A 22,296-nucleotide genomic window follows, 5' to 3' on the forward strand; every position below is an offset into this window, starting at 1 on the left:
GCGGCCACCTCGCCGCCGTCGCCGGGCTTGCGCCGCGGCCGCAGCCCGGCAATGCGCCCCACGCTCCCGGCCCGCGCCTTGCGAGCGCCGCCGTCAGAGGGTGTGCCCGGCTCGCGGGACGTTAAGGACTGCACGTGTACGCCTCCGGAGGCGCCGGGGACGGCGGCGGCGTCGTCGTGGGCTCTCGGCATGCTCAGCACTCGACCGTACCCGCCCTCACCACGGCAGCGGCATGGCCGAGCAGCCCCGGCCGCGCGATGGACGTCACGGAGGAGTCGGTGGCCGTCGCGCGGGCGTCGTGAGCGCCCGGGCGGCATGAGCCAGGCAGTCCAATCATGATCTCGATCTTCTCACGGAGCGGCGCCCGGTCTTCCGCGTTCCGCCCCGGAGACTCAGTCGCGCTTGGGCTCGTAGTGCAGGGCGGTGATCCCGCACTCGAACGGCCGCGCACCGGCGAGGCGGAAGCGCTGGTGACCGGCGACGTCGGGAAAGACGGGCAGGCCGCGTCCGATCGAGACCGGGTTGACGAACAGGTGGATCTCGTCGATCAGTCCTTCTGCGATGAGGCCGGAGGCCAGCTTGGCGCCGCCGTACGTGACGATGTCCCCGCCCGGCTGCGACTTGAGGTCGCGGACGGCGGAGGCCAGGTCACCGCCGAGGATGGTGGCGTTGGGCCACGGCGACTCGGTGAGGGTGTTCGAGACGACGACCTTGGGGGTGTCGTTCATCCACGCGACGGTCTCCTTGCTCTCCCCCGGGGGCTCGGCGGCCCAGCTGGGGATGAAGCCCCCGGCGAGCTCGCGGCCGAGCAGGATGCAGTCGACCGACGAAGTCATGGCGTCGATGTAGGCGCCGACGTCGTCGCTCCAGTTGAAGTCCAGCCAGTCCATCTCGCCCGCGGGGCCGCCCATGTAGCCGTCGATGGTGGTCTGGACCTGCAGTTTCAGCGTACGCATCAGGGGTTGTTCCTTTCGGTCGGTGAGTTGCCTCAAGCCTGGCGGAGCGGACTTACGGAACGTTTACGGCGCGCCCTGCCGGGATCGTAAGGTACCGAATTACATCGAAGTTTGATACAAACGCTGACTGTGACCTCCGATCTGGACCTCGGCGAGCTGGCGACCACGATCGAGGACTTCAACGCGTACTACATCCGCCTGCCCTCGGTCCGCCGCCTCAACTTCTCGACGTTGTCGGTGCTGCACACCCTGTCACGCAAGGGCCCGCTGCGGCTGACCGACCTGACGGCGACCGAGCAGCTCAAGCAGCCCGCGCTGACCGCGCTCGTGGCCAAGCTCGAGCGCGAAGGGCTGGTGTCGCGCCGCCCCGACCCGCGCGACGGGCGCGCGGTCCTGCTGTCGCTCACGCCCGACGGGCGGCGGATCGTCGAGTCCAGGCACGCCGACCGGGTGGAGCGCCTGCGCCGCCTGGTGGAGCGGCTGGACGCCGGCGATCGGGCGGCGCTGGCGGACGTCGCGCGCGTGCTGGGCCGCCTGACCGAGATCGCGGCCGGGCTGGAGGAGAAGGGAGAGCGATCATGACGAAACCGCTGGAGCCTGTGCCGCTGCACGTGCCGGACGAGGTGCTCGACGACCTGCGCCGCAGGCTGGCGGCGACCAGGTGGGCGCCGGACCCGGGCAACGAGGACGGCCGTTACGGCGTGCGCCGGGCGTACCTGGAGGAACTGGTCGCCTACTGGGCCGACGGCTTCGACTGGCGGGCGGCCGAGCGGGCGATCAACGCCTACGAGCACTACCGGGTGGACGTCGGCGGCGTCCCGGTGCACTTCATGCGCCGGCCCGGCGCGGGCCCGGACCCGGTGCCGCTGATCCTCAGCCACGGCTGGCCGTGGACGTTCTGGCACTGGTCGAAGGTCGTCGATCCGCTGACGGACCCGGCCGCGTACGGCGGCGACCCGGCGGAGTCGTTCGACGTGATCGTGCCGTCGCTGCCGGGCTTCGGCTTCTCGACGCCGCTCACCGGACGTCCCGACATGAACTTCTGGAAGATCGCCGACGTCTGGCACGAGCTGATGACCGGCGTGCTCGGTCACGAGCGTTACGCGGCGGCGGGCTGCGACGTCGGCGCGCTGGTGACGGGGCAGCTCGGCCACAAGTACGCCGGCGAGCTGATCGCCATCCACATCGGCTCGGCGCTCAAGCTCGACTTCTTCAACGGTGACCGGGCGTGGGACTTCAGCGGCGGCGCCCCCATCCCGCCCGATCTGCCGGCCGACGTGCACGCCAGATTCATGGAGCTGGACCGGCGCTTCGCGGTGCACCTGGCCGCGCACATGATGGCGCCGTCCACGCTGGCGCACGGCCTGGCCGACTCGCCCGCCGGGATGCTCTCCTGGATGCTCGAACGCTGGGCGAAGTGGTCGGACAACGGCGGCGACGTGGAGCGGGTGTTCAGCAAGGACGACCTGCTCACGCACGCCACCATCTACTGGGCAGGAGAGGCGATCGGCTCGTCCGTCCGCACGTACGCCAACAACAACCGCTACCCGTGGACGCCGTCGCACGACCGCCGGCCGGTGGTGGAGGCGCCGACGGGCATCACGTTCGTCAGCTACGAGAACCCGCCGGGGGTGACGACCGGCGAGCAGCGCATCCGCGGGTTCCTGGAGAGCGACAGGGCGGCCTGGTACAACCATGTCGGCGTCACCTGCCACGACCGCGGCGGGCACTTCATCCCGTGGGAGATCCCGCAGGAGTGGGTCGCGGACCTGCGCCGCACGTTCCGCGGCCGCCGCTGAGCTCAGACGCCCAGCCGCACCGGCTCGGACGGGACGCCACCCACGAGCAGCGCGCCGGGCACGTGATCGGCGAGCGCGCTCTGGTGCCAGACGTGCGGTGGGAGCGCGTCCACGCGTAGCCCGACCTCCTCGGCCAGCTCGCGGCGCAGCGCCTGCAGGTCCGTCTCGCCGGGCTCGACGCCGCCGCCCGGCATCGCCCACACCACGGGCCCGCCGGCGGCGGTGGTGTCGTGGCGGCACAGCAGGACCCGGTCGTCGGGGTCGAGGATGATCGCGCGTACGGAACGGCGCATGCGGGGAGCCACGACCGGCCACCCTAACCGTCAGCAGGACAGCACGAAAAGCGTCATGATGCCCGAGATGAGCAGCACCATGGCCAGCACCGCGACGACCTCCCAGTTGCTGACCTGCGGGGCGAAGCGCTGCGGCCCGTCCTCGCCGGCCCTGGCGTTGAAGGCGCTCAGCCGGTTGGCCAGGCGCGCCTCGGTGTGGCGCAGTTCCAGCTCGATCTCCGCCAGGATGAGCCGCTCGTGGGGCGACAGGCCGTCCACGGGGTTCACTCCTTCTCCGCGGCGGCTTCGAGGGCCGGATGGGCGGTGTGCGGATAGTGCAGGTCGAAGGCGGGACGTTCCGAGCGGATGCGGGGCAGGCTGGTGAAGTTGTGGCGGGGCGGCGGGCAGCTCGTCGCCCATTCCAGGGAGTTGCCGAAGCCCCAGGGGTCGTCCACGGTGACGCGGGGCGCGTGCCGGGCCGTCCACCAGACGTTGTAGAGGAACGGCAGCGTGGACAGGCCGAGCAGCAGCGCGCCGATGGACGAGATGAGGTGCAGGTCGGTGAAGCGGTCGACGGCGCTGTAGTCGGCGTACCGTCGCGGCATGCCGGCCACGCCGAGCCAGTGCTGCACCAGGAACGTGGTGTGGAACCCGATGAACAACATCCAGAAGTGCCACTTGCCGAGCCGCTCGTTCAGCATCCGGCCGGTCATCTTCGGCCACCAGAAGTAGAACCCGGAGAACATCGCGAACACCACCGTCCCGAACACCACGTAGTGGAAGTGCGCGACGACGAAGTAGGTGTCGGTGATGTGGAAGTCGAGCGGCGGCGAGGCCAGGATCATCCCGGTCAGCCCGCCGAGCAGGAAGGTGATGAGGAAGCCGACCGCGAACATCATGGGCGTCTCGAAGCTGAGATGGCCGCGCCACATGGTGCCGGTCCAGTTGAAGAACTTCACGCCGGTGGGGATGGCGATGAGGAACGTGGTGAACGCGAAGAACGGCAGCAATACCTGCCCGGTGCCGAACATGTGGTGCGCCCACACCGTCATCGACAGACCCGAGATGGCGATCGTCGCCCCGACCAGGCCGATGTAGCCGAAGACGGGTTTGCGGCTGAAGACCGGGATGACCTCGGTGATGATGCCGAAGAACGGCAGCGCGATGATGTAGACCTCGGGGTGGCCGAAGAACCAGAACAGGTGCTGCCAGAGCATCGCCCCGGCGTTGGCGGGATCGTAGATGTGGGTGCCGAGCTTGCGGTCGGCCTCCAGCGCGAGCAGCGCGGCGGCCAGCACGGGGAACGCCATCAGCACGAGCATGCTGGTCAGCAGGGTGTTCCAGGTGAAGATCGGCATGCGGAACATGGTCATGCCAGGGGCCCGCATGGCGATGATGGTGGTGAAGAAGTTGACCGAGCCGAGGATGGTGCCGAGCCCCGACAGGGCCAACCCCATGATCCACAGATCGCCGCCGATGGTGGGGCTGAACGTGGAGTGCGACAGCGGGGTGTAGGCGAACCAGCCGAAGTCGGCGGCCCCACCGGCGCTGAAGAAGCCGCTGACGACGATGAGGCCGCCGAACAGGAACAGCCAGAAGCTGACCGCGTTGAGCCGGGGGAAGGCGACGTCGGGGGCGCCGATCTGGAGCGGCATGATGACGTTCGCGAACCCGGCGAACAGCGGCGTCGCGAACAACAGCATCATGATCGTGCCGTGCATGGTGAACAGCTGGTTGTACGCCTCGTTGCTGACCAGTTGCAGGCCGGGCTGCACCAGCTCGGCGCGGATGATCATGGCCATGAGCCCGGCCAGCGCGAAGAACAGGAACGAGGCGATCAGGTACATGTAGCCGATGGTCTTGTGGTCGGTGCTGGTCAGCCAGGCCACGACCAGCCGTCCCTTGCCCTTGGCCTCGACCGGCGCCAGGGCGGACGTCAACGGTTCGTCAGTACGCGGTTCCTCAAGAGTCACCGAAGCCCCCCACTTTGCCGCGACATGCCTGTGGCGCCCTGTTTTCGCAGGTCAGCGCCGTACGACGGGCTTACCCCCTTCCATGCGACCTATGCTCGGCCGCTCACCCGCACCACCCGCTCGACCCCGCTCCGTGACCACGTGTGAGGCCGCCTCCGCCCCGACGTGCGGGCTTGGATAGCCTGTCCGCTTTGGGAGGTATTAGGGTGTCGGGGGTTGTCGCGGCGTTCGCCGCACTGGTGTCGGTCGCCGTGCTCGGCTACGTCATCGGCGTCACCGGCCTGCTGCGGGCGAGCGACGAGCTGACGCTGTCCCGGCTGGCGTTCTTCGTGGCGACCCCGGCGCTGATGTTCGCCACCGTCTCCAAGGCCGACCTCGGAGCGCTGCTGTCGCCCGTGCTGCTCACCGAGATCATCGCGGTGGCGTTCACGCAGCTGGTGTTCGTGCTGGTGGCCAAGCTGGTGTTCCGGCGGAGCACCCGGCAGGTCACGATCGGCGCCCTGGCCTCCTCGTACGTCAACGCCGGCAACCTCGGCGTGCCGATCTCCCTCTACGTCCTGGGCGACGCCGCCCTGATCGCCCCCATCCTGCTCTTCCAGCTCCTGGTGCTGACCCCCGTCTCGTTCCTGATCCTGGACAAGGGCGCCCGATCCCCGCGCGCGGCCCTGCTGCTGCCGTTCCGCAACCCGCTCACGGTCGCCTCGCTGCTCGGGCTGGCGCTCGCGGTGAGCGGCGTCTCGCTGCCTGTCGCGGTCATGCGCCCGATCGACCTGCTCGGCGGCGCGGCCGTGCCCGTCGCGCTGCTGGCCTACGGTCTCAGCCTGTACGGCTCCCGCCGCCAGGCCCCGGCGCCCGGCGAGGACGGCGTGGGCAAGGACATTGCCCTGGCCGTGGCGCTCAAGGCGGTCGCCCAGCCGGCGGTGGCGTACCTGACCGCCCGCTTCGCCCTGCACCTGGACGGCACCCACCTCCTGGCCGCCACCCTCTTCGCCGCCCTGCCCACGGCCCAGAACATCTACGTGTACGCCGTCACCTACGACACCGCCCGCCGCCTCGCTAGAGGCACGATCCTGGTGACGACCGGTTTGTCCATCCCCATCATGACCGCCATCGGCGCCGTCCTGGGCCCCTGACCTCGGCCAGGGGCTTCGCGGCGGTCAACGCCCATCACACGGAGCTGACCGCCCCGGGTCTCCGGCAGCTATCCCGTCCGGCACGAACAACCGGTGCACGACGTGGAGATCCGTCTGACGCAGAAAAAGTTCTGGGGAGCGTGTCGATCCGGGGGTGGCGCGTTCGACGCGTTGGTGACGGACGACGACAAACTCGGGAGGAGCTTCCCCATGCAGAAGATCACCACGTTCCTGTGGTTCAACGACCAGGCCGAGCAGGCCGCCACCTTCTACACCTCGCTGTTCGCCGGCTCCCGCATCGTCGAGGTGCGGCGCGGGCCGGGCGGTGGTGTCATGGTGGTGACGTTCGAGCTGGCCGGGCAGCGGTTCATGGCGCTCAACGGCGGCCCCCGGTACACCCTGAACGAGGCCGTCTCCGTGTACGTCGACTGCGAGACGCAGGAGGAGATCGACGAGCTGTGGGCCGCGTTGCTGGAGGGCGGCGAGGAGTCGAGGTGCGGCTGGCTGAAGGACCGGTGGGGCCTGTCCTGGCAGATCGTCCCCCGACGGCTGCCCGAGCTCCTCGGCCACCCCGACCCTGCCGCCGCTGAGCGGGTCACGAAGGCGATGCTCGGCATGCAGAAACTCGACCTCCGCGCTCTGCAGGAGGCCGCCGGCGAGGCGTGACGGGCGACCGTTGTTCAGCACAGGCCTGCTGAGAAGCCGGGGTCCTTCGTCGCCGCGAGGGCCTCGAACAGCAGCGCCACGCCCATCGCGCCCGGGTCGGGCAGGCCGCGGGCGCGTTCACCGACGTAGCTGGCGCGGCCACGACGGGCGCGCAGGTCGGCGGTGGCGCGGGCGCCTTCGGCGGCGGCGCGGGCCGCGGCGGCGAAGCCTGTCCCGCGCTCCAGCTCCGCCGCCGCCGGAGCCAGCGCGTCCACGAGCGTGCGGTCGCCCACCTCGGCCTCGCCGACCCGCTGGATGGCGGCGAGCCCGGCGGCGGTGCCGCGCGCCCACCCGCCGTCGGGGTTCTCGTCGAGCGCACGGGCGAGCTCGGTGAACAGCAGCCCGAACAGCGGCCCGCTCGTCCCGCCGACCTCGTCCAGGAACACCCGCCCCGCCACGTCGAACCCGTGCGCGGCGCCTGGCCGGTCCAGCTCGGCGCCTGGCCGGTCCAGCTCGGCGAGCACGCGGGTCAGGCCTGAGCGGAGGTTGTCGCCGAAGTCGCCGTCGCCACTGGCCTGGTCGAGCCGGGTCAGCTCGTCATGGGCGGCGGCGACGGACTCGGCGTAGCGGCGCAGTACGGGCGCTGCGGTCGCGGTCATCGTCCCTCCTCGTTGACATCGTCCAGGACGGGGAACGCCGGGGTGCGGGCCGGGGCGCGCCACCACGTACGCCATCCGTCCCGCAATCGGGTCAGGGTCAGCGAGAACCCGGCCATGTCGAGCGCCGGCACGTACGTCCCCACCAGCGACTCCGCCACCCTCAGCCCGCGCTCCTCCAGCACGGCGGCGGCCTGGTCGAAGATGCCGTACAGCTCCAGCTGCGTGGTCGCGCCCATCCCGTTGACCAGCACCAGCAGCTCGCCGGGGCCTGGTGGCAGTCCGGTCAGCAGCTCGTCGATCATGCGGACGACCAGGTCGGGCAGCGGCGGCCGGTCGATGGTGGTGGCGGCCCGTTCGCCGTGAATGCCGACGCCGTACTCCAGCTCACCTGCCGCCAGGTCGAAGGCGGGCTCGCCGGTGTGGAAGGAGGTCTGAGCCCGGGAGGCGACGGCCAGGCTGCGGGACGCGGCGGCGACCGCGTTGCCGAGCGCGGTCAGCTCGTCCAGGCCCCGGCCTTCGTCGGCGGCGGCCCCGAGCAACTTCTCCACGACGACCGTCGCCCCGGTGCCGCGCCGCCCCGTCGCACTGTCCGTGTCATCGGTGGCCAGGTCATCGTCCACGAGGACCCGCCCGACCCGCACCCCTTCGTGACGCAGCCGTTCAGCGGCGATGCCGAAGTTGATGCGGTCGCCGGTGTAGTTCTTGACGACGTGCACGACCCCCTCCGGCCCGGCGGCGGCCAGACTGGCATGCAGGACCTGCCGGTTGTGCGGGGACGCGAACACCTGTCCCGGCGCGACGGCGTCCAGCATGCCCCTGCCGAGGAACCCGGCATGCATCGGTTCGTGCCCCGACCCGCCACCGGCGACCAGCCCGACGACGCGGCGCGGATCCCGTTCACGAGCCCGCAGATGCACGGGGTCCTCACGCAGCTCGACGAGATGCGCGTGCGCACGGGCGAACCCACGCAAGGCAGGCGCGACGGGATCACCGGCGGGCAAGAACGGCGCACTCATACCCCTCCCCTCCCCCGCCCAGGCTGCTTGTAGCGTGACCGGTGGATGCCCCGACCACGAGGCCCGCCCACGGCCCTTCCCCGCGAAGCAGCGGCACGCGGTCAGGACCAGGGGATTTCGCCGGTGCGGCTGACGAAGCGGCCGGTGCCGGACTCCGGGGGTTCCGTGGCCAGGATGACGATGGCGTCCGTGCCTTCGGTGACATTCGTACCCGTACCGGAAGTGGAGGACGTCACGATGGGAACCGCCTGTGTCAGATGACACCCACAGGTTCGAAGCGGTCTACCGGGCGACCTACGACCAGATCACCGCCTACGCCGGACGCCGCTGCGACTCGCCGCAGGACGCGGCCGACGTGGTCGCCGAGACCTTCGTCATCGTCTGGCGCAAGATCGAGGAACTGCCTCCGGGCGCGCAGGCGAGGCTCTGGGTCTACGGAGTGGCCCGCAACGTGCTGGCCGACCACCGCCGCAGCGCGCTGCGCCACCAGGCGCGGCATCGGTACCTCGATACGGAGATGGCCGACCTCTACGGTGATCTCGCCGACCGCAGCGTCGAGAGGAACGCGATCGCCCAGGCGTTCGCGACGCTTCCTGAGGACGATCGCGAGCTGCTCGCGCTGGTCGCGTGGGAGGGCCTGGACCGCAGGGAGATCGCCACAATGCTGGGGCTGTCCCGCAACGCCGTCCGTATCCGGCTCCACCGCGCGCGCAGACGCCTGTCCCGGGCACTCGAAGAAGCCGACGTCCGATTCCCGCCGACCGACGCGGTCGCTCCCATGGGGAGATCACTATGAGGAACATCGACGAGATCAATGAGCTGCTGAGGCCGCTGGCCAGGATCAGTCCCGACGAACCAGGCGGGCGTGCCGGCGGCGCCCGCGCGCAGGCGCTGTTCGCCCACATCATCGCCCAGGAGCGGGACACGACGACGGCGGCGCCCCTCCGACGCCCGCGCCGGCATCGCCTCGGGCGTCGTACGATGCTCGGACTCGCCGCCTCCGCCGTCCTCGCCCTCGGCGTCGTCCTTGGACCGAGCCTGCTCAGCGGTGTCTCGACCTCCTACGCCAACTCCGCGGTGGAGATCCACGAGGAGGCCGACACCTACGTCGCCCGGATCAAGGACCCGTACGCGGACCAGCGGAAGTTCTCCGAAGCGTTCCGTTCCCTCGGCCTCAACGTCGAGCTCAGGGTGATCCCGGTCTCGCCCAGCGCGGTCGGCGAGATCGTGAGCCTGGGCGGTGGCTACGCCACGGTGAACGTGCCCATCGGAGCCCGCAAGGAGCCGGCGGACTGCGATCTGGCCGAGAGCGGCTGCTTCATGGTGGTGACCGTCCCGGCGGCGATCAAGGGTACGCCCAACGTGGTGCACTTCGAGCTGGGCAGGCCGGCCAAGCCGGGGGAGCCCTACGAGAACAGCCGGCAGTCGGCCACTCGTCCAGGAGAGCCGCTGGCCGGCGTCAAGGTGAGCGGCCGGACCGTCGACGAGGTGCTGACCGAGGTCGGCAAGCGCGGCCTGAGCGCGGAGTTCCGCCGCGTCGTGGTCCACGAGGGCGGGTACACGGTCGAACCACTGGCGGCGGATCAGGTGGGCGGCGACTGGATCGTGTTCAAGGTCATACCTGCGCGTGAGGGCGTGGTCGGTCTGGAGGTCACCGCCGAGCGCCAGACGGGCCTCGAGTACGCGGACTGAGCACCGGAGCCCCGCCGGTCTCAAGGAGGTGCGTCACACGGCGTGCTTCCGGGCGGCCGACGGGGCGAGAAGAAGCTGTCCGGGCCGTCTCCGGGCCGGCCCTCTCAGCGAGGAGAACGCCGCCTTTCGTGGACGAGGTGCCGCCTTCTCACAAGGGGGTGATGCCGCCGCGCGGAGGGGGGAGCCGTTCGCGTGATGCGCCGGACCACTCGGCCACCCGTCGGAGCGCCGTGCGGCCTCTCGGTCCCGCCTGGGGTGCCAAGCTCAGCGCCAGGCGGGCGGCGCGTTCTCGCAGGGCGGGGGTGTCCTGGGTGAGGACGGGAACCAGGGATCGCAGGACGAGAGTGCCAAGGACGGATGTGAGGGTGCTATGGCCGGGACCTTATCGAGCGGCCACGACAATTTCGGTTCTCGAACGTGATCACGAAAACGTGATATGATCATTTTGTCATGAACAGTGCCGATGGAGGCGGTCCCGCGGCAGGTGTACGTCGCGGCCGACATCGCCCTGCTCATCGTCGACTGGTCGATGCGCGGCACCGCACGCGACGGCACCGAGATCGCCATGAGCGGCACCGCGACCGACGTCCTCAGGCGGGGCCCGGACGGCAGATGGCGGTACGTGATCGACAACCCGCACGGCGTCGACAACCCCCACGGCACCGCCACGCCCCCGAGCTGACGCCGGAGCCCTATGGGGTCACGTCCAGGACGGCCTTGCCGGCGACACGGCGGTCCAGGAGGGCTCGGGCGGCGTCGGAGACGCATTCCCAGGGGGCGCGGACGTCCACCTCATGACGGAGCCGTCCGGTCGCGACGAAGTGCAGCAGCGTGGCCAGGCCGGGCCCGACCTCGTGGACGTCCCCGAACGTGCTCATCGTCTTCGCCAGGCCGATGTGGAACAGCGAGTACGGCTCGAAAACGGCGGGTTCGTCCGATGCCCAGCCGCAGGCGCACGACCGACGCAGGCGCAGCCGGAAGCCTCCGCGTGAGGATCAGGACGTGACCAGGGTCAGGCCCAGGGCTGAGAGCGCTTCGGCGACCGGCTGGAAGTACGTGGTGCCGCCCGTCGCGCAGTTGCCCGAGCCGCCCACGGTCAGCCCCTGGGCCTGATCGCCGGAGACGAAGGGGGCGCCCGACGTGCCGGGCTCGGCGCACACGCTCGTCCGCACCAGGCCGGTGATCACGCCTTCTGGGAAGTTCACGGTGACGTTGCGCTGCTGGATGACGCCGCAGTGCCAGCCGGCGATCGGGGTGGCCTGGCAGACGGACGCGCCGATCGGGGCGGGGCCGGCGCCGCGGATGGGGCGTTCCGTGCCGAGGGCGACGACGGCGCCGCGCGGGTTCCAGCCGGGGTGGAGCGAGACCCAGGCGTAGTCGTCGCCGGGGTGGGAGGAGGCTTCGAAGACGCCGATCGGGGTGCCGTCGGCGGTGGTGGCGACGTCGCCGCGCTCGCCGCAGTGCCCGGCGGTGAGGAAGCCGCCGGTGGTGCCGCTGCGTACGGTGAAGCCGACGATGCAGCGCCCCTTGCCCTCGACCATGAAGCCGTCGCCGCCGCGGATGTCGGCGTACGGGGCGGGGCGGGCGGCGGACGGCTCGACGCGGACGGCGGACGGGTCAGCTCCTGCCGCGCGGGCGAAGGCGGTGGCCTTGGCGGGGTCGGCGGCCAGGATCACGATCTCGCCGGTGGCCGCGTCCACGTACCAGGCGTGCACGTCCGGGCCGGCGAGGCGGCCGGCGGCGTCGAGGCGGTTCTTGTCGGCATCGAGCGCGGCCAGGGGACGGGCGCCGGCCGAGGCGGGGGCGCCGGGGAGAGCGGATGTCCCTATCAGGGCGACGAGCAGAGCGAGGGTGGTGACGGCAAGGCGGTACACGTTCATGCAGGCGGGCCTCCTGTCACTCACCGTAAGCCGGTACGACCTCTGCGGATCCCTATCATTTTCCCCCTATCACCGTGTTATGGCCCGCCCGGCCCATCGGCGGATGATAACCGTGAGTGCATGATCGCTCACCGCGACTCCGCGTCCATGGCGGCGCGTGCGTCCATGCTCGGGGAGCTCATCGCCACGACCCACACCTGCACCCTGGAGCAGATCCCTGGCCTGGTGGCGGAGCACGCCGCCCCGGCGGGGCTGCGCGACGTGGTGATCTACCTCGCGGATCTGCAGCAGGAGGTGCTGTCCCCGCTGGCCGCGGAGCCGGCGCCGGCCGGACAGCCGCAGGAGGCGGAGATCGGCGTCGAGGGCACGGTGGCGGGCCGGTCGTTCCAGCACGGGGAGATCCTGCCGGCGACCGTGCGCGACCCTGAGCAGTGGTGGGTGCCCCTGGTGAACGGCACGGACCGGCTGGGGGTGCTGCGGATCACCGCCCCTGGCGCGGACGCGGGGACGCTGCACGACATGGAGCTGCTGGCCGGCCTGGTGGCGCTGCTGGTGGTCTCGAAGCGGCCGCTGAGCGACTCCTACAGCCGTCTGGTCCGCAGGCGGCGGATGACGGTGTCGGCGGAGATGGAGTGGCGGCTGATGCCGCAGCGCACGTTCGCGACCGACCAACTGGTGGTCAGCGCGGTCATGGAGCCGGCCTACGAGGTGAGCGGCGACGTCTACGACTACGCCATCGAGGGCCATGTCGCCCACCTGGCGATCTTCGACGCGATGGGCCACGACACGGCGGCCGGGCTGACCGCGAACCTGGCGCTGACGACGCTGCGCAACAGCCGCCAATCCGGCATGACGCCCGCGCAGTGGGCGGCCAGGATCGACGGGGAGCTGACGGCGCAGTTCGGCGGGGAACGGTTCGCGACGTGCCTGCTGGCCACCCTCGACATCCTCAGCGGCGAGCTGCTCTGGGTGAGCTGCGGCCACTACCCCCCGGTGATCGTCAGGAGTCGGACGACGGTCGAGCTGGGCTGCCCGCCGTCCCCGCCGGCGGGCCTCGGGCTGGCGGAGACGGTGGCGGAGTGCCGGGCGCAGCTCCAGCCGGGCGACCGGCTGCTCCTCTACACCGACGGCATCACCGAGGCGCGCAACCGGCAGGGCGAGGAGTTCGGGATGGAGCGGTTCGCCGATTTCCTCACCCGGCACCAGGCCGACGAGCTGCCGGTGCCGGAGACGTTGCGCCGGTTGATCCTTCATCACCTCGCCTATCACGAGCGCCGGCTGCGCGATGACGCGACGGTGCTGCTGGTGGAGTGGCCGGGCAGGCCGTACCCGAAGGGACGTCCCGAGGCGCTGACGGGCGTGCCGCCGGGGACCGCCGGGAACACTTAATGGAACAGATTTGCCGTTAGCGTGCTACCGTCCTTAACGGTAAATCCGTTCCATTTAGGAGGATGTAGTGGAATATCGGCGGCTGGGCGGGCTCGAGGTGCCCGCGCTGAGCTTCGGCGCCGGCACGTTCGGCGGCAGGGGCGAGCTGTTCGGCGCCTGGGGCGACACCGACGTGGCAGGGGCCAGGCGGCTGGTGGACGTGGCGCTCGACGCGGGACTGACCATGTTCGACACGGCGGACGTCTACTCCGATGGCGCCTCGGAGGAGGTGCTCGGCCAGGCCGTGAAGGGGCGGCGCGACAAGGTGCTCATCTCCACCAAGGCGGGCCTGCCCATGCACGACGGCCCGAACGGCGCGGGCACCTCGCGCTCGCGGCTCATCACGGCCGTGGACGACGCGCTGCGCCGCCTCGGCACCGACTACATCGACCTGTTCCAGTTGCACGCCTTCGACGCCGCCACCCCGGTCGAGGAGGTGCTGGGCACGCTCGGCGACCTGGTCACGGCCGGCAAGCTGCGGTACGTCGGCGTGTCCAACTTCTCCGGCTGGCAGCTCATGAAGTCGCTGGCCGCCGCGGACCGGCACGGCCATCCCCGGTACGTCGCCCACCAGGTCTACTACTCGCTCGTCGGCCGCGACTACGAGTGGGAGCTCATGCCGCTCGGTCTCGACCAGGGCGTCGGCGCGCTGGTGTGGAGCCCGCTCGGCTGGGGGCGGCTGACCGGCAGGATCAGGCGGGGCAGCCCGATCCCGGCGGGCAGCCGGCTGCACAAAACCGCCGCGTACGGCCCGCCCGTGACCGACGAGCTCCTCTACCGGGTCGTGGACGCGCTGGACGAGGTCGCGAAGGAGACCGGGAAGAGCGTGCCGCAGATCGCGCTCAACTGGCTGCTGACCCGGCCCGGCGTGGCCTCGGTGATCGTGGGCGCCCGCAACGAGGAGCAGCTGCGCGAGAACCTCGGCGCCGTAGGCTGGCGGCTCACCCCCGAGCAGGTACGCAGGCTGGACGCGGCGAGCGAGGTCACCGCGGCGTACCCGTACTTCCCGTACCGGAACCAGGAGGGGTTCGCCCGGGTCAACCCGCCGGTCGAGCGGCTCATCGCGGCCGGGTGAGCCGCGCCCGGTCGACCTTGCCGGTCTGGTTGCGCGGCACCTCGGAGACGAACTCCACGTCGCGCGGCGCCTTGTACCCGGCCAGCTCCTCCTTGACCGCCCGCCGCAGCTCGTCGGCCGACAGCTCGGCCCCGTCCTCGGGGACGACGTAGGCGGCGAGCCGCTGCCCGTACTCCTCGTCGCTCACCCCCAGCACGGCGACGTCGGCCACGCCGGGCCGGGCGGCGAGGAAGTCCTCCACCTCCTGCGGGAACACGTTCTCGCCCCCGGAGACGATCATGTCGTCGTCGCGGCCGTCGATGAACAGCCGCCCGTGCTCGTCGCGGTGCCCGAGGTCGCCGGTGGCCAGCGGGCCGCCGGGGCCGAACGTCAGCCCGCCCGCCACGACCACCCGTCCCACCTGCCCGGACGGCAGTTCGCCGCCCGACGGGTCCTCGATGCGGACGGTGGTGCCGCGTGGCGGGCGGCCGACGGTGCCGGGCGCGGCGCGCAGGTCGGCGGGGGTGGCCAGGGCGGCCCAGCCGGCCTCGGTGGAGCCGTACAGGTCGTGCAGGACGTCGCCGTAGGCGTCCATGAAGCGGGTGGCGAGGTCGGCGGGCAGGGCGGAGCCGCCGGAGACGACGACCCGCAGGCGGGGCAGCGGCCGGGGCGGCAGGTCGAGCAGGCGGCGCAGCATCACCGGTACGGCGATCAGCGCGCCCGCGCCGGTGCGGTCGAGCGCGTCGAGCACGGCCGCCGCGTCGAAGCGGCGCAGCAGCACGACGGGGCAGCCGAGGACGAGCGCGGCGGCGTACCAGAGCAGGCCGAGCCCGTGGAACAGCGGCGGCGCGATCAGCATCGGCTCGCCGCCGCGCAGCGGCACGGTGCCCAGCATCGACACGAACGGCTCGGCCATCGCCCCCATGGACAGCCGCCGCGGCGCTCCCTTGGGGGTGCCGGTCGTGCCGGACGTGAGCAGCACCAGCCGCCCCGGCCGCTTCGGGTACGGCGGCGGCTCATCCGCAGGCTCCCCGGCATCAGCGAGGTCGTCGAGGTCGGTGATGTGGGGGCCGTCGAACTCGGCCTCCGCCGACCCGGGCGCGGCGAGGAGCACGTGCACGCCCTCCCGCCGCAGCACCTCGCGCAACCGGGGCCCGGCCATGCCGGTGTTGAGGAGCAGCAGGTCGGCCCCGAGCCTGGACACGGCCGCGACGGCGGCGGGGAAGCCACGGTCGTTGGGCCACATGACGGCCACCGTGGTGCCGGGCCCGGCGCCGAGCCGCCGCTGCAGGCCGGCCGCCAGCGCGGCGGCGTGGTCGTCGAGCTCGGCGAACGTGACGGCGCCCGCCTCGTCGATCACGGCCTCACGATCGGGCCAGCGGGCCGCCGCGATGGCCAGGCCGGTGGCGGGGGTGAGGTGGAAGTGCCGGTACGCCTCCACCATGCGGGCCAGCGCCGCCGGGTGCACCGGGCCGAGCAGCCCGTTGCGGGTGAGCGTGGCGGCGGCCTCCACACCGAAGCCGCCCAGGTCGATCAGCCGTCCGAGCACCGCCGTCCCCTCACCTTCCGGTACGAGCCAGGACGAGGTACGCGTACCCGCTGACGACCGGACGGAACGTTACTGCTGCCCCGGCCGGCGCGCGGGAGCGGGAGCGGGCCCGGCCGTGCCGTCGGTGAAGCGGCCGGGACGGAAGGGGGCCAGCAGCGCCGACTCCTCCCCGTACAGCTCGCCCGCCACCTCGTCCATCAGCAACGGCGCCAGCGTGACCCCGCTGTGCGTGGCCACCGTGTAGACCCTCCGGCCGGGGTCGGCGAACCCGGCCACGGTCAGCCCGTCGCCGGGCATCGCGCGCTGCCCGACGACGGCCCGCTCGACGGCGGCGCCGTCGGTGGCGCGCAGCACGCCGGGCAGCAGGGCCATCATCTTGGCGAGCACCTCGGCGGGCACCGGGGCGGCCGGATCGGCGAGGTGGTCGAGGGGCAGCGACTGCAGCAGGATGCGTCCGCCGCCGTCGGGCCGCAGGTTGAGCGCGGCGGTGGTGAGGATGCGCGACAGCCGGGCGGGCACCGCGGTCGTGGTGACGAGGAAGCCGTTGGTGACCGTGCCCGACACGGCCGGGTCCAGCATCGGGACGGTGGCGCCGGCCAGCGCGGCCACCTGCTCGGTCCAGCGGCCCGCGCACGTGACGACGGCGTCGCCGGCGAACGTCCGCCCGTCGGCGACCGTCACCTTCACCCCGGACGCCCCTGTCTCGATCGCGGAGACCTCGGCGCCGCACTCCAGCCTGGCCCCGCGGTCGCGGGCCTCGCCGAGCAGCCGGCCGAGCAGCCGCAGCGGCTGGACGTACGCCTCGACGGGGAAGAAGACGTACTCGGTGCCCGGCGGCGGGGGCGCCAGGTCGGGTTCGAGGGCGAGCGCGCGCCGGGCGGTGACCCGCTCGACCGGGTAGCCCATGCCCTGAAGGCGGGCGACGCGGGCTTCGAGCTGCTCCTTGTGGTCGCCGGTGACCGCGTACTCGAGGTTGCCCGTGGGGTGGAACCAGTCGCCCGGCAGCTGGTGGTGCGCCCAGACGGCGGCGTGGTTGAGGTCGAAGTACTCCTGCGGGGTCTTGTTGTTGGCGTTGATCCAGGCGACCGAGGTGGACGTCGTACCGGCTCCCGGCGTGCCCGCCTCCAGCACCGTGACCTGCGCGCCGCGCCGGGTCAGGCCGGCCGCGACCGCGGAACCGACCACCCCCGCGCCGATGACGACGACTCGCACGCTTGCTCCTCTCACTTGTGCTCCTCGTCGGCGCCGAACAGCTTGGCGACGCCGACGAAACGTTCGATGACGACGACCGCGACCACGGCGAACAGCACCATGAGGGTGCCGATGGCGGTGACGGTGGGGTCGTAGTCGTACTGCATGTAGTTGAAGATCCGTACGGGCAGCGTCTGCAGGTCGGTGGTGACCACGAACAGCGCCACCGTCAGGTCGTCGAACGAGGTGATGAACGCGAAGAACGCGCCCCCGATCAGCGCGCCGCGCACAGCGGGCAGCGTGACGTGCCAGAACACCAGGAACGGCGGAGCGCCGAGCCCGGCCGCCGCCTTCTCCGCCGACCGGTCCAAGCCGGACAGCCCGGCCAGCACCAGCCGCACCGCGTACGGGACGGTCAGCACGAGATGGGCCAGCAGCAGCGTGAACGGGCTGGAGGCCAGCCCCATCTGGGCGAACCACTGCAGCAGCCCGATGCCGAGCACGATCGTCGGCACCGCGAACGCGCTCGACAGCACGCCCTCCAGCAGGGCGCGGCCGGGGAAGCGGTAGCGGTGGATGGCCAGCCCGCCGGCCAGGCCGACGACGGCGGAGATGGCCGCCGCCGCGACCGCCACGCCGGCGCTGAGCGCGAACGACGCCAGGAACTCGGGCTTGGCCAGCACCTCGGCGTACCAGCGCAGGGTGATGCCCTGCGGCGGGAACGAGACGTAGGAGGTGGTGGTCAGCGAGGAGGCCACGGTGACCGCGACGGGCGCGATGAGGAACACGCCGACCAGCGCGGCGAACGCGCCGCCGAGCACCCTCGTGAGCCGGGTCATCCGAACACCACCTCCCCGCCGCGCCTGCGCAGCAGCCGCGAGTAGCCGAGCAGCAGCCCGGTCGTGACGACGACCAGCACGAACCCGATGGCGGCCGCGTACGGCCAGTCGAGGTTGACGGTCGCCTGGGTGTAGACGAAGTACGGCATGAGCTTCACCTTCGGGCCGCCCAGGATCGCCGGGGTGACGAAGCTGGAGGCGGTCAGGCTGAACACGATCATCGCCCCTGCCAGCATGCCGGGCGCCGACAGCGGCAGCGTGATCCGCCAGAAGCAGGTCCAGCCCGACGCCCCGAGCCCGCGCGCGGCCGGCACGAGCGTCGGGTCGATCCGGTCGAGGCTGCCCATCAGCGGCAGGACCATGTACGCCAGCATCACGTGCACCATGCCGATGAGCACGGCGGTGTCGTTGTAGAGCAGCTGCGGCGGCGTGATGCCGAGCCACTTGAGCACGGACGCGACGGGGCCGTTCGGGCCGAGCACCACCAGCCAGCCGTACGCCCTGATGACCATGCTGATGAGCAGCGGCGACAGCAGGAGCAGCGCGAGCCAGTTGCGGGTCCTGGGCGAGCGGCCGCGCATGTAGAGGGCGAACGGGTAGCCGATCAGCAGGCAGCCTGCCGTGGTGAGGGCGGCCACCTTGAGGGTGTTCCAGAGCACGGCGCGGTAGAAGGGGTCGCCGAGGAAGCGGACGTAGTTGTCGAGGGTGAACGCGCCGGTCTGGGTCCTGAAGCTGTTGGCCACCAGCGTGAACAGCGGGGCCACGAACAGCAGCGTGAAGATCGCGATGGCGGGCAGCGCCAGCAGCAGCCCGGTCCGCCACAGCGGCCTCGCCGCCGCCGCCCGCACCGGCCCACCACGACCCGGCGCGCCGGGGTCATCGGGCGTGGGGGTGTCCGCGCCGGTCACCTGGTCGCCAGTGACGCGTCCGATGGCCGCCATGAGCAGGTCACCTCCTCCCCCTCAGCGGGCACCCGCGCGTCGAACGGCAGCGCCGCCGTCACCTCGCCGGCCGCGGTGGTCACCACGCAGCGGATGCGGGAGCCGAGGAAGCGCGTCTCGCGTACGCGGCCGCGCAGCCCCTCCCCCGCTCCGGCGGCCACCCGTACGACCTCGGGCCGCACGTACAGACGGACCGCCGCGCCCTTGCCGGGCGCCTCGCCCACCGGCGTGCCGCCGACGGTGCCGCCGCCCACCTCGCAGACGTGACCGCCCGCGGCGGTGCCGTCGAGCGTGTTCACCTCGCCGATGAACTGCGCCACGAAGTCGGTCGCCGGCCGCAGGTAGATCTCCCTGGGCCGGTCGAGCTGGTGGATGACGCCGCCGGCCATGACGGCGATGCGGTCGGAGACGGCCAGCGCCTCCTCCTGGTCGTGGGTGACGAGGATGGTGGTGGTGCCGATGCGGCGCTGCAGCGCCGACACCTCGTCGCGCAGGCGTACCCGCAGCTGGGCGTCGAGGTTGGAGAACGGCTCGTCGAGCAGCAGCAGGTCGGGCTTGATGACCAGCGCCCTGGCCAGCGCGGCCCGCTGCTGCTGGCCGCCGGACAGCTGGCGGGGGTGCCGCTGCGCCATGCCGTCCAGGCCGACCAGCTCCAGCACCTCGGCGACCTGCCTGCGCCGCTCGGCCCCGCCCACCTTGCGCATCCGCAGCCCGAACGCCACGTTGTCGGCGATCGTCATGTGCGGGAACAGGGCGTAGGACTGGAAGACCATGCCCATCGAGCGGCGGTGCGGCGGCACGGCGGTGATGTCGCGGCCGTCCACCTCGATCAGTCCGCCGTCGGCCGCCAGGTGCCCGGCGATCATGTTCAGCGTCGTCGTCTTGCCGCATCCGGACGGGCCGAGCAGCGTGAGGAACTCGCCCGGCTCGGTCTCCAGGTCCACCGCCGAGACGACCTCCTTGCCGCCCAGCACCTTGCGCACGCCGTCGAGCCGCAGCCGCCCGCGCCGCACGCCCTGGTCCGTCGCCGCCCCGGTCACACTCGCCACGCTCATGAGGTCTCGATTTCCTTGTTCCAGCGGTCCGTCCATGCCGGGCGGTTCTTGTTGATCACCGCCCAGTCGAGCTTGCGCAGCTCGGCGGCCCTGTCCTGGCCGACGACCGCGGCGGCCAGCTCGGGGTCGAGCTCGACGCCCTTGACGACGGGCCCGTTGAAGGCGGAGGCGGCCAGCGCCTGCTGCGCCGACGGCTCCAGCAGCGTGTTGACGAACTTCTGTGCCAGGTCGGCGTGCGGGGCGCCCTTCACCACGTTCACGGTGGCGATCAGCGGCAGCGCGCCCTCCTCCGGATAGACGAACTCGACCGGGAACCCCTTCTTGGCCAGCGTCTGCACCCGCGAGTTGCCCCAGATCGAGGCGACCGCCTGGCCCTGGAGGAAGAAGTTGGACACGTCGGCGGTGGTGTCGAACGTGACGGCGTTGGCCGCGATCTTCCTGACGCCGGCGAACCCGGGGTCGATCTTGTGCTCGGAGCCGCCGCCGACCTTGGCCGCGATGAGCAGCGCGCCCAGCCCGTACGTCTGCGTGATGGACGGCATCACCAGCTTGCCCCGCAGCCGCGGGTCGGCGAGGTCGGCCAGCCGCTTGGGGGCGGGCAGGCCGTTCTGGGCGTAGTAGTCGCTGTTGTAGGCGATGCCGGTGGCGTTCAGCGAGAAGCCCACGCCGACGTCGCCGGGCAGCCGGGCGAGGTCGATGACCTGCGAGAGGTTGGTGACCGTCTTGGGGTCGAGCGGGGCGAGCAGGCCGGCTTCGACGGCCTGGTTCTGCACGCCGTCGTCGATCAGCGCCACGTCGATCTGCGGCGACTCCTTCTGCGCCTTCAGCTTGGCGGTGGTGTCGGTGGAACTGCCGGCGATGTAGGAGACCCGGCAGGAGCAGGACTTCTCGAAGGCGGGGATGACGGACTGCTTGAAGGCTTCCTCGTACGAGCCGCCGTACCCGGCCACGACCAGCGTTCCGGGGGCGGCGGATGGTGTCGGTGCGCCACAGGCGGCGACGGCGAGCGCCGCGGCCGCGAGCGCGGCGGTCAGAGAGGCTTTCATGGCGACCTCCGAAGGGGGCGGTTCGGGGCTAGATGGGCGATGGCGCGGCCGGTCGTGCCGGTTTCGACCAGGTCGGCGACGATGTCGCCGAAGACGGGGGCGAGCTTGAATCCATGCCCGCTGAAGGCGGCGGCGACCACGACGCGGCCCTGCCTGCCGAGCAGTCCGTGGCCGTCGGGGGTGAACGCGTCGGCGTAGGTGGCGACGCGTACGGGGTCGGGACGCAGCCCCGGCAGGGTGGCGGTGACGGCCTCCGCGACCTGCCTGACGTACTCGACGGGGACGCTGCGGGCCAGGTCGGCGGGTGAGCCGATCTCCCGCCACGGCACGTGCAGGTTGACCTTGACGCCGGCGCCGTCCACGGAGGGGAAGCAGGAGTAGGCGGGTTCGCCGACGCGGATGGCGATCGGGCATCGGCCGGGCGCGAACAGGGTCTCGTCGCGGCGCGGGAACCAGGTCGAGGTGATCGCCTTGACGGTGATGGGGAGATCGGGCAGCAGGCGCGCGGCCCACGGGCCCGGCGCGATGACGGCGTGGGTGAAACGCCGCTCGCCGTCGCCGGTGACGACGGTGACGCCGGTGGCGTTCTCGCGTACCTGCTCGACGGGGGTGTAGCGGCGGATCGTGGCGCCGGCGCGCTCGGCCGCCGCGGCCGCCGCCACGACGGCGGGCTCGGGACGCAGGTAGCCGGCGTCGCGGTCGGCCACCATCACCTCGCCGTCGCGCAGCGGATGCTCGGGCACGCGCTCGGCCGCGTCCTTGCCGGTCAGCACCTCGACGGGCAGGTCGTGGGCGCGGGCGGCCGCCAGCACGGCGTCCACCACGGGGTGGTCGCGCGGGCCCACGGTCACGCCGCCGACCGGGGTCAGCAGCCGGGCGCCCGCGACCTGCTCCAGCTCCGTCCAGAGCGCGCGGGCCTCGCGCAGCAGCGGCACGTACTGCGGGCCCTCCTTGTACGCGGTGCGGAAGATGCGCGTCTCGCCGCCCGACGCGCCCCTGTCGTGGCCGGGCGCGTAGGCGTCGAAGCCGGTCGCGGGGATGCCGCGCGCGGCCAGCCGCCACAGGGCCATCGCACCGACGGCGCCGGTGCCGACGACGGCGACAGAGGTCAAGGGTCCGCTCCTTCCAGGGCATGGCTGGGGTCCGTGGCGCACGGGGGCGCGACGGG

General features: G+C 71.9%; 25 protein-coding genes. 10 read left to right on the forward strand and 15 right to left on the reverse strand.

Features of this window, described 5'->3' with window-relative positions; translation table 11 throughout:
• Positions 1-134: 134 nt before the first annotated feature.
• Positions 135-302 (forward strand): hypothetical protein, encoded by a 168-nt coding sequence (locus ABZW11_RS37090; protein WP_355427953.1) that lies wholly within the window; start codon positions 135-137, stop codon positions 300-302.
• Positions 303-392: 90 nt separating this feature from the next.
• On the opposite strand, the gene ABZW11_RS37095 is transcribed toward ABZW11_RS37090, so the two are convergent.
• Positions 393-956, reverse strand: a complete 564-nt coding sequence (locus tag ABZW11_RS37095) for a dihydrofolate reductase family protein (protein ID WP_355427956.1) — start codon at positions 954-956, stop codon at positions 393-395.
• A gap of 129 nt (positions 957-1,085) precedes the next feature.
• On the opposite strand from ABZW11_RS37095, the gene ABZW11_RS37100 reads away from it, so the two are divergent.
• Together ABZW11_RS37100 and ABZW11_RS37105 are read left to right on the forward strand one after the other, a co-directional pair.
• The gene (locus ABZW11_RS37100) at positions 1,086-1,538 is read left to right on the forward strand and encodes a MarR family transcriptional regulator (RefSeq protein WP_355427959.1); all 453 of its coding nucleotides are present in this window, start codon (positions 1,086-1,088) and stop codon (positions 1,536-1,538) included.
• Complete coding sequence (locus ABZW11_RS37105; RefSeq protein ID WP_355427962.1) at positions 1,535-2,755, forward strand: epoxide hydrolase; 1,221 nt, start codon at positions 1,535-1,537, stop codon at positions 2,753-2,755. The genes ABZW11_RS37100 and ABZW11_RS37105 overlap by 4 nt, the downstream gene beginning before the upstream one ends.
• A 2-nt stretch (positions 2,756-2,757) precedes the next feature.
• On the opposite strand, the gene ABZW11_RS37110 is transcribed toward ABZW11_RS37105, so the two are convergent.
• The 3 genes from ABZW11_RS37110 to ctaD are packed head-to-tail and all read right to left on the reverse strand — an operon-like array spanning position 2,758 to position 4,967.
• A complete protein-coding gene (locus ABZW11_RS37110) occupies positions 2,758-3,060 on the reverse strand; it encodes an NUDIX domain-containing protein (RefSeq protein ID WP_355427965.1) in 303 nt (100 codons plus the stop codon).
• 18 nt (positions 3,061-3,078) lie between these two features.
• Positions 3,079-3,306 carry a DUF3040 domain-containing protein gene (locus ABZW11_RS37115; RefSeq protein ID WP_355427968.1) on the reverse strand — a complete coding sequence of 76 codons (228 nt, stop codon included), beginning with the start codon at positions 3,304-3,306 and terminating at the stop codon, positions 3,079-3,081.
• A 5-nt stretch (positions 3,307-3,311) separates the two neighbouring features.
• A complete protein-coding gene (ctaD, locus tag ABZW11_RS37120) occupies positions 3,312-4,967 on the reverse strand; it encodes a cytochrome c oxidase subunit I (RefSeq protein ID WP_355427971.1) in 1,656 nt (551 codons plus the stop codon).
• 239 nt (positions 4,968-5,206) lie between these two features.
• Between ctaD and ABZW11_RS37125 the strand changes: the two genes are divergently transcribed.
• Positions 5,207-6,133, forward strand: a complete 927-nt coding sequence (locus tag ABZW11_RS37125; RefSeq protein WP_355427974.1) for an AEC family transporter — start codon at positions 5,207-5,209, stop codon at positions 6,131-6,133.
• 210 nt (positions 6,134-6,343) lie between these two features.
• On the forward strand, positions 6,344-6,799 hold the full coding sequence (locus ABZW11_RS37130) for a VOC family protein (protein WP_355427977.1): 456 nt from the start codon (positions 6,344-6,346) through the stop codon (positions 6,797-6,799).
• Between the two features lie 14 nt (positions 6,800-6,813).
• Here ABZW11_RS37130 and dhaL read toward each other — a convergent pair whose 3' ends face one another.
• Positions 6,814-7,437 carry a dihydroxyacetone kinase subunit DhaL gene (gene dhaL / locus ABZW11_RS37135; protein ID WP_355427980.1) on the reverse strand — a complete coding sequence of 208 codons (624 nt, stop codon included), beginning with the start codon at positions 7,435-7,437 and terminating at the stop codon, positions 6,814-6,816.
• Positions 7,434-8,453, reverse strand: a complete 1,020-nt coding sequence (locus ABZW11_RS37140; RefSeq protein WP_355427983.1) for a dihydroxyacetone kinase subunit DhaK — start codon at positions 8,451-8,453, stop codon at positions 7,434-7,436. The genes dhaL and ABZW11_RS37140 overlap by 4 nt, the downstream gene beginning before the upstream one ends.
• 250 nt (positions 8,454-8,703) lie before the next feature.
• Between ABZW11_RS37140 and ABZW11_RS37145 the strand changes: the two genes are divergently transcribed.
• The 3 genes from ABZW11_RS37145 (at position 8,704) to ABZW11_RS37155 (ending at position 10,827) form a co-directional block, all read left to right on the forward strand.
• Positions 8,704-9,249 carry an RNA polymerase sigma factor gene (locus ABZW11_RS37145; RefSeq protein ID WP_355427986.1) on the forward strand — a complete coding sequence of 182 codons (546 nt, stop codon included), beginning with the start codon at positions 8,704-8,706 and terminating at the stop codon, positions 9,247-9,249.
• Positions 9,246-10,145 carry a hypothetical protein gene (locus tag ABZW11_RS37150; RefSeq protein WP_355427989.1) on the forward strand — a complete coding sequence of 300 codons (900 nt, stop codon included), beginning with the start codon at positions 9,246-9,248 and terminating at the stop codon, positions 10,143-10,145. The genes ABZW11_RS37145 and ABZW11_RS37150 overlap by 4 nt, the downstream gene beginning before the upstream one ends.
• A 463-nt stretch (positions 10,146-10,608) precedes the next feature.
• Positions 10,609-10,827, forward strand: coding sequence for a hypothetical protein (locus ABZW11_RS37155; RefSeq protein ID WP_355427992.1), 219 nt, complete (start codon positions 10,609-10,611; stop codon positions 10,825-10,827).
• A gap of 10 nt (positions 10,828-10,837) precedes the next feature.
• Here ABZW11_RS37155 and ABZW11_RS37160 read toward each other — a convergent pair whose 3' ends face one another.
• On the reverse strand, positions 10,838-11,023 hold the full coding sequence (locus tag ABZW11_RS37160; protein ID WP_355427995.1) for a hypothetical protein: 186 nt from the start codon (positions 11,021-11,023) through the stop codon (positions 10,838-10,840).
• 117 nt (positions 11,024-11,140) lie between these two features.
• The gene (locus ABZW11_RS37165) at positions 11,141-12,025 is read right to left on the reverse strand and encodes a S1 family peptidase (RefSeq protein ID WP_355427998.1); all 885 of its coding nucleotides are present in this window, start codon (positions 12,023-12,025) and stop codon (positions 11,141-11,143) included.
• A 120-nt stretch (positions 12,026-12,145) separates the two neighbouring features.
• Between ABZW11_RS37165 and ABZW11_RS37170 the strand changes: the two genes are divergently transcribed.
• Together ABZW11_RS37170 and ABZW11_RS37175 are read left to right on the forward strand one after the other, a co-directional pair.
• On the forward strand, positions 12,146-13,414 hold the full coding sequence (locus ABZW11_RS37170) for a PP2C family protein-serine/threonine phosphatase (RefSeq protein WP_355428001.1): 1,269 nt from the start codon (positions 12,146-12,148) through the stop codon (positions 13,412-13,414).
• A gap of 67 nt (positions 13,415-13,481) precedes the next feature.
• Positions 13,482-14,528, forward strand: a complete 1,047-nt coding sequence (locus ABZW11_RS37175; RefSeq protein WP_355428004.1) for an aldo/keto reductase — start codon at positions 13,482-13,484, stop codon at positions 14,526-14,528.
• Here the strand turns inward: ABZW11_RS37175 and ABZW11_RS37180 are convergent.
• From ABZW11_RS37180 to solA, 7 genes are all read right to left on the reverse strand, one after another.
• Positions 14,512-16,056: an AMP-binding protein gene (locus tag ABZW11_RS37180; RefSeq protein ID WP_355428007.1), complete on the reverse strand. Its 1,545-nt coding sequence runs from the start codon at positions 16,054-16,056 to the stop codon at positions 14,512-14,514. The two genes, ABZW11_RS37175 and ABZW11_RS37180, sit on opposite strands and share 17 nt — an antisense overlap.
• 69 nt (positions 16,057-16,125) lie before the next feature.
• Entirely contained in the window at positions 16,126-17,268 is a 1,143-nt protein-coding gene (locus ABZW11_RS37185; RefSeq protein WP_355428010.1) for an FAD-binding oxidoreductase, read from the reverse strand.
• Between the two features lie 11 nt (positions 17,269-17,279).
• The gene (locus ABZW11_RS37190; protein ID WP_355428013.1) at positions 17,280-18,086 is read right to left on the reverse strand and encodes an ABC transporter permease; all 807 of its coding nucleotides are present in this window, start codon (positions 18,084-18,086) and stop codon (positions 17,280-17,282) included.
• Positions 18,083-19,027, reverse strand: a complete 945-nt coding sequence (locus tag ABZW11_RS37195; RefSeq protein ID WP_355428016.1) for an ABC transporter permease — start codon at positions 19,025-19,027, stop codon at positions 18,083-18,085. Before ABZW11_RS37195 ends, ABZW11_RS37190 begins: the two co-directional genes overlap by 4 nt.
• On the reverse strand, positions 18,991-20,082 hold the full coding sequence (locus ABZW11_RS37200) for an ABC transporter ATP-binding protein (protein ID WP_355428019.1): 1,092 nt from the start codon (positions 20,080-20,082) through the stop codon (positions 18,991-18,993). The genes ABZW11_RS37195 and ABZW11_RS37200 overlap by 37 nt, the downstream gene beginning before the upstream one ends.
• The gene (locus tag ABZW11_RS37205) at positions 20,079-21,128 is read right to left on the reverse strand and encodes an ABC transporter substrate-binding protein (RefSeq protein ID WP_355428022.1); all 1,050 of its coding nucleotides are present in this window, start codon (positions 21,126-21,128) and stop codon (positions 20,079-20,081) included. The genes ABZW11_RS37200 and ABZW11_RS37205 overlap by 4 nt, the downstream gene beginning before the upstream one ends.
• Positions 21,125-22,240, reverse strand: a complete 1,116-nt coding sequence (gene solA / locus ABZW11_RS37210; protein WP_355428025.1) for an N-methyl-L-tryptophan oxidase — start codon at positions 22,238-22,240, stop codon at positions 21,125-21,127. Before solA ends, ABZW11_RS37205 begins: the two co-directional genes overlap by 4 nt.
• Positions 22,241-22,296 lie beyond the last annotated feature (56 nt).

Source organism: Nonomuraea sp. NPDC004580 (assembly GCF_040609855.1).
In the GTDB taxonomy this organism is placed as follows: Bacteria; Actinomycetota; Actinomycetes; order Streptosporangiales; family Streptosporangiaceae; genus Nonomuraea; species Nonomuraea salmonea.

Coding starts and splice junctions, on each gene's coding strand:
- ABZW11_RS37130 (WP_355427977.1), top strand. CDS start 6,344: ATGCAGAAGATCACCACGTTCCTGTGGTTCAACGACCAGGCCGAGCAG.
- ABZW11_RS37155 (WP_355427992.1), top strand. CDS start 10,609: ATGGAGGCGGTCCCGCGGCAGGTGTACGTCGCGGCCGACATCGCCCTG.
- ABZW11_RS37105 (WP_355427962.1), top strand. CDS start 1,535: ATGACGAAACCGCTGGAGCCTGTGCCGCTGCACGTGCCGGACGAGGTG.
- ABZW11_RS37095 (WP_355427956.1), bottom strand. CDS start 956: ATGCGTACGCTGAAACTGCAGGTCCAGACCACCATCGACGGCTACATG.
- dhaL (WP_355427980.1), bottom strand. CDS start 7,437: ATGACCGCGACCGCAGCGCCCGTACTGCGCCGCTACGCCGAGTCCGTC.
- ABZW11_RS37200 (WP_355428019.1), bottom strand. CDS start 20,082: ATGAGCGTGGCGAGTGTGACCGGGGCGGCGACGGACCAGGGCGTGCGG.
- ABZW11_RS37160 (WP_355427995.1), bottom strand. CDS start 11,023: ATGAGCACGTTCGGGGACGTCCACGAGGTCGGGCCCGGCCTGGCCACG.
- ABZW11_RS37140 (WP_355427983.1), bottom strand. CDS start 8,453: ATGAGTGCGCCGTTCTTGCCCGCCGGTGATCCCGTCGCGCCTGCCTTG.
- ABZW11_RS37190 (WP_355428013.1), bottom strand. CDS start 18,086: ATGACCCGGCTCACGAGGGTGCTCGGCGGCGCGTTCGCCGCGCTGGTC.
- ABZW11_RS37205 (WP_355428022.1), bottom strand. CDS start 21,128: ATGAAAGCCTCTCTGACCGCCGCGCTCGCGGCCGCGGCGCTCGCCGTC.
- ABZW11_RS37195 (WP_355428016.1), bottom strand. CDS start 19,027: ATGGCGGCCATCGGACGCGTCACTGGCGACCAGGTGACCGGCGCGGAC.
- ABZW11_RS37170 (WP_355428001.1), top strand. CDS start 12,146: ATGATCGCTCACCGCGACTCCGCGTCCATGGCGGCGCGTGCGTCCATG.
- ABZW11_RS37165 (WP_355427998.1), bottom strand. CDS start 12,025: ATGAACGTGTACCGCCTTGCCGTCACCACCCTCGCTCTGCTCGTCGCC.
- ABZW11_RS37150 (WP_355427989.1), top strand. CDS start 9,246: ATGAGGAACATCGACGAGATCAATGAGCTGCTGAGGCCGCTGGCCAGG.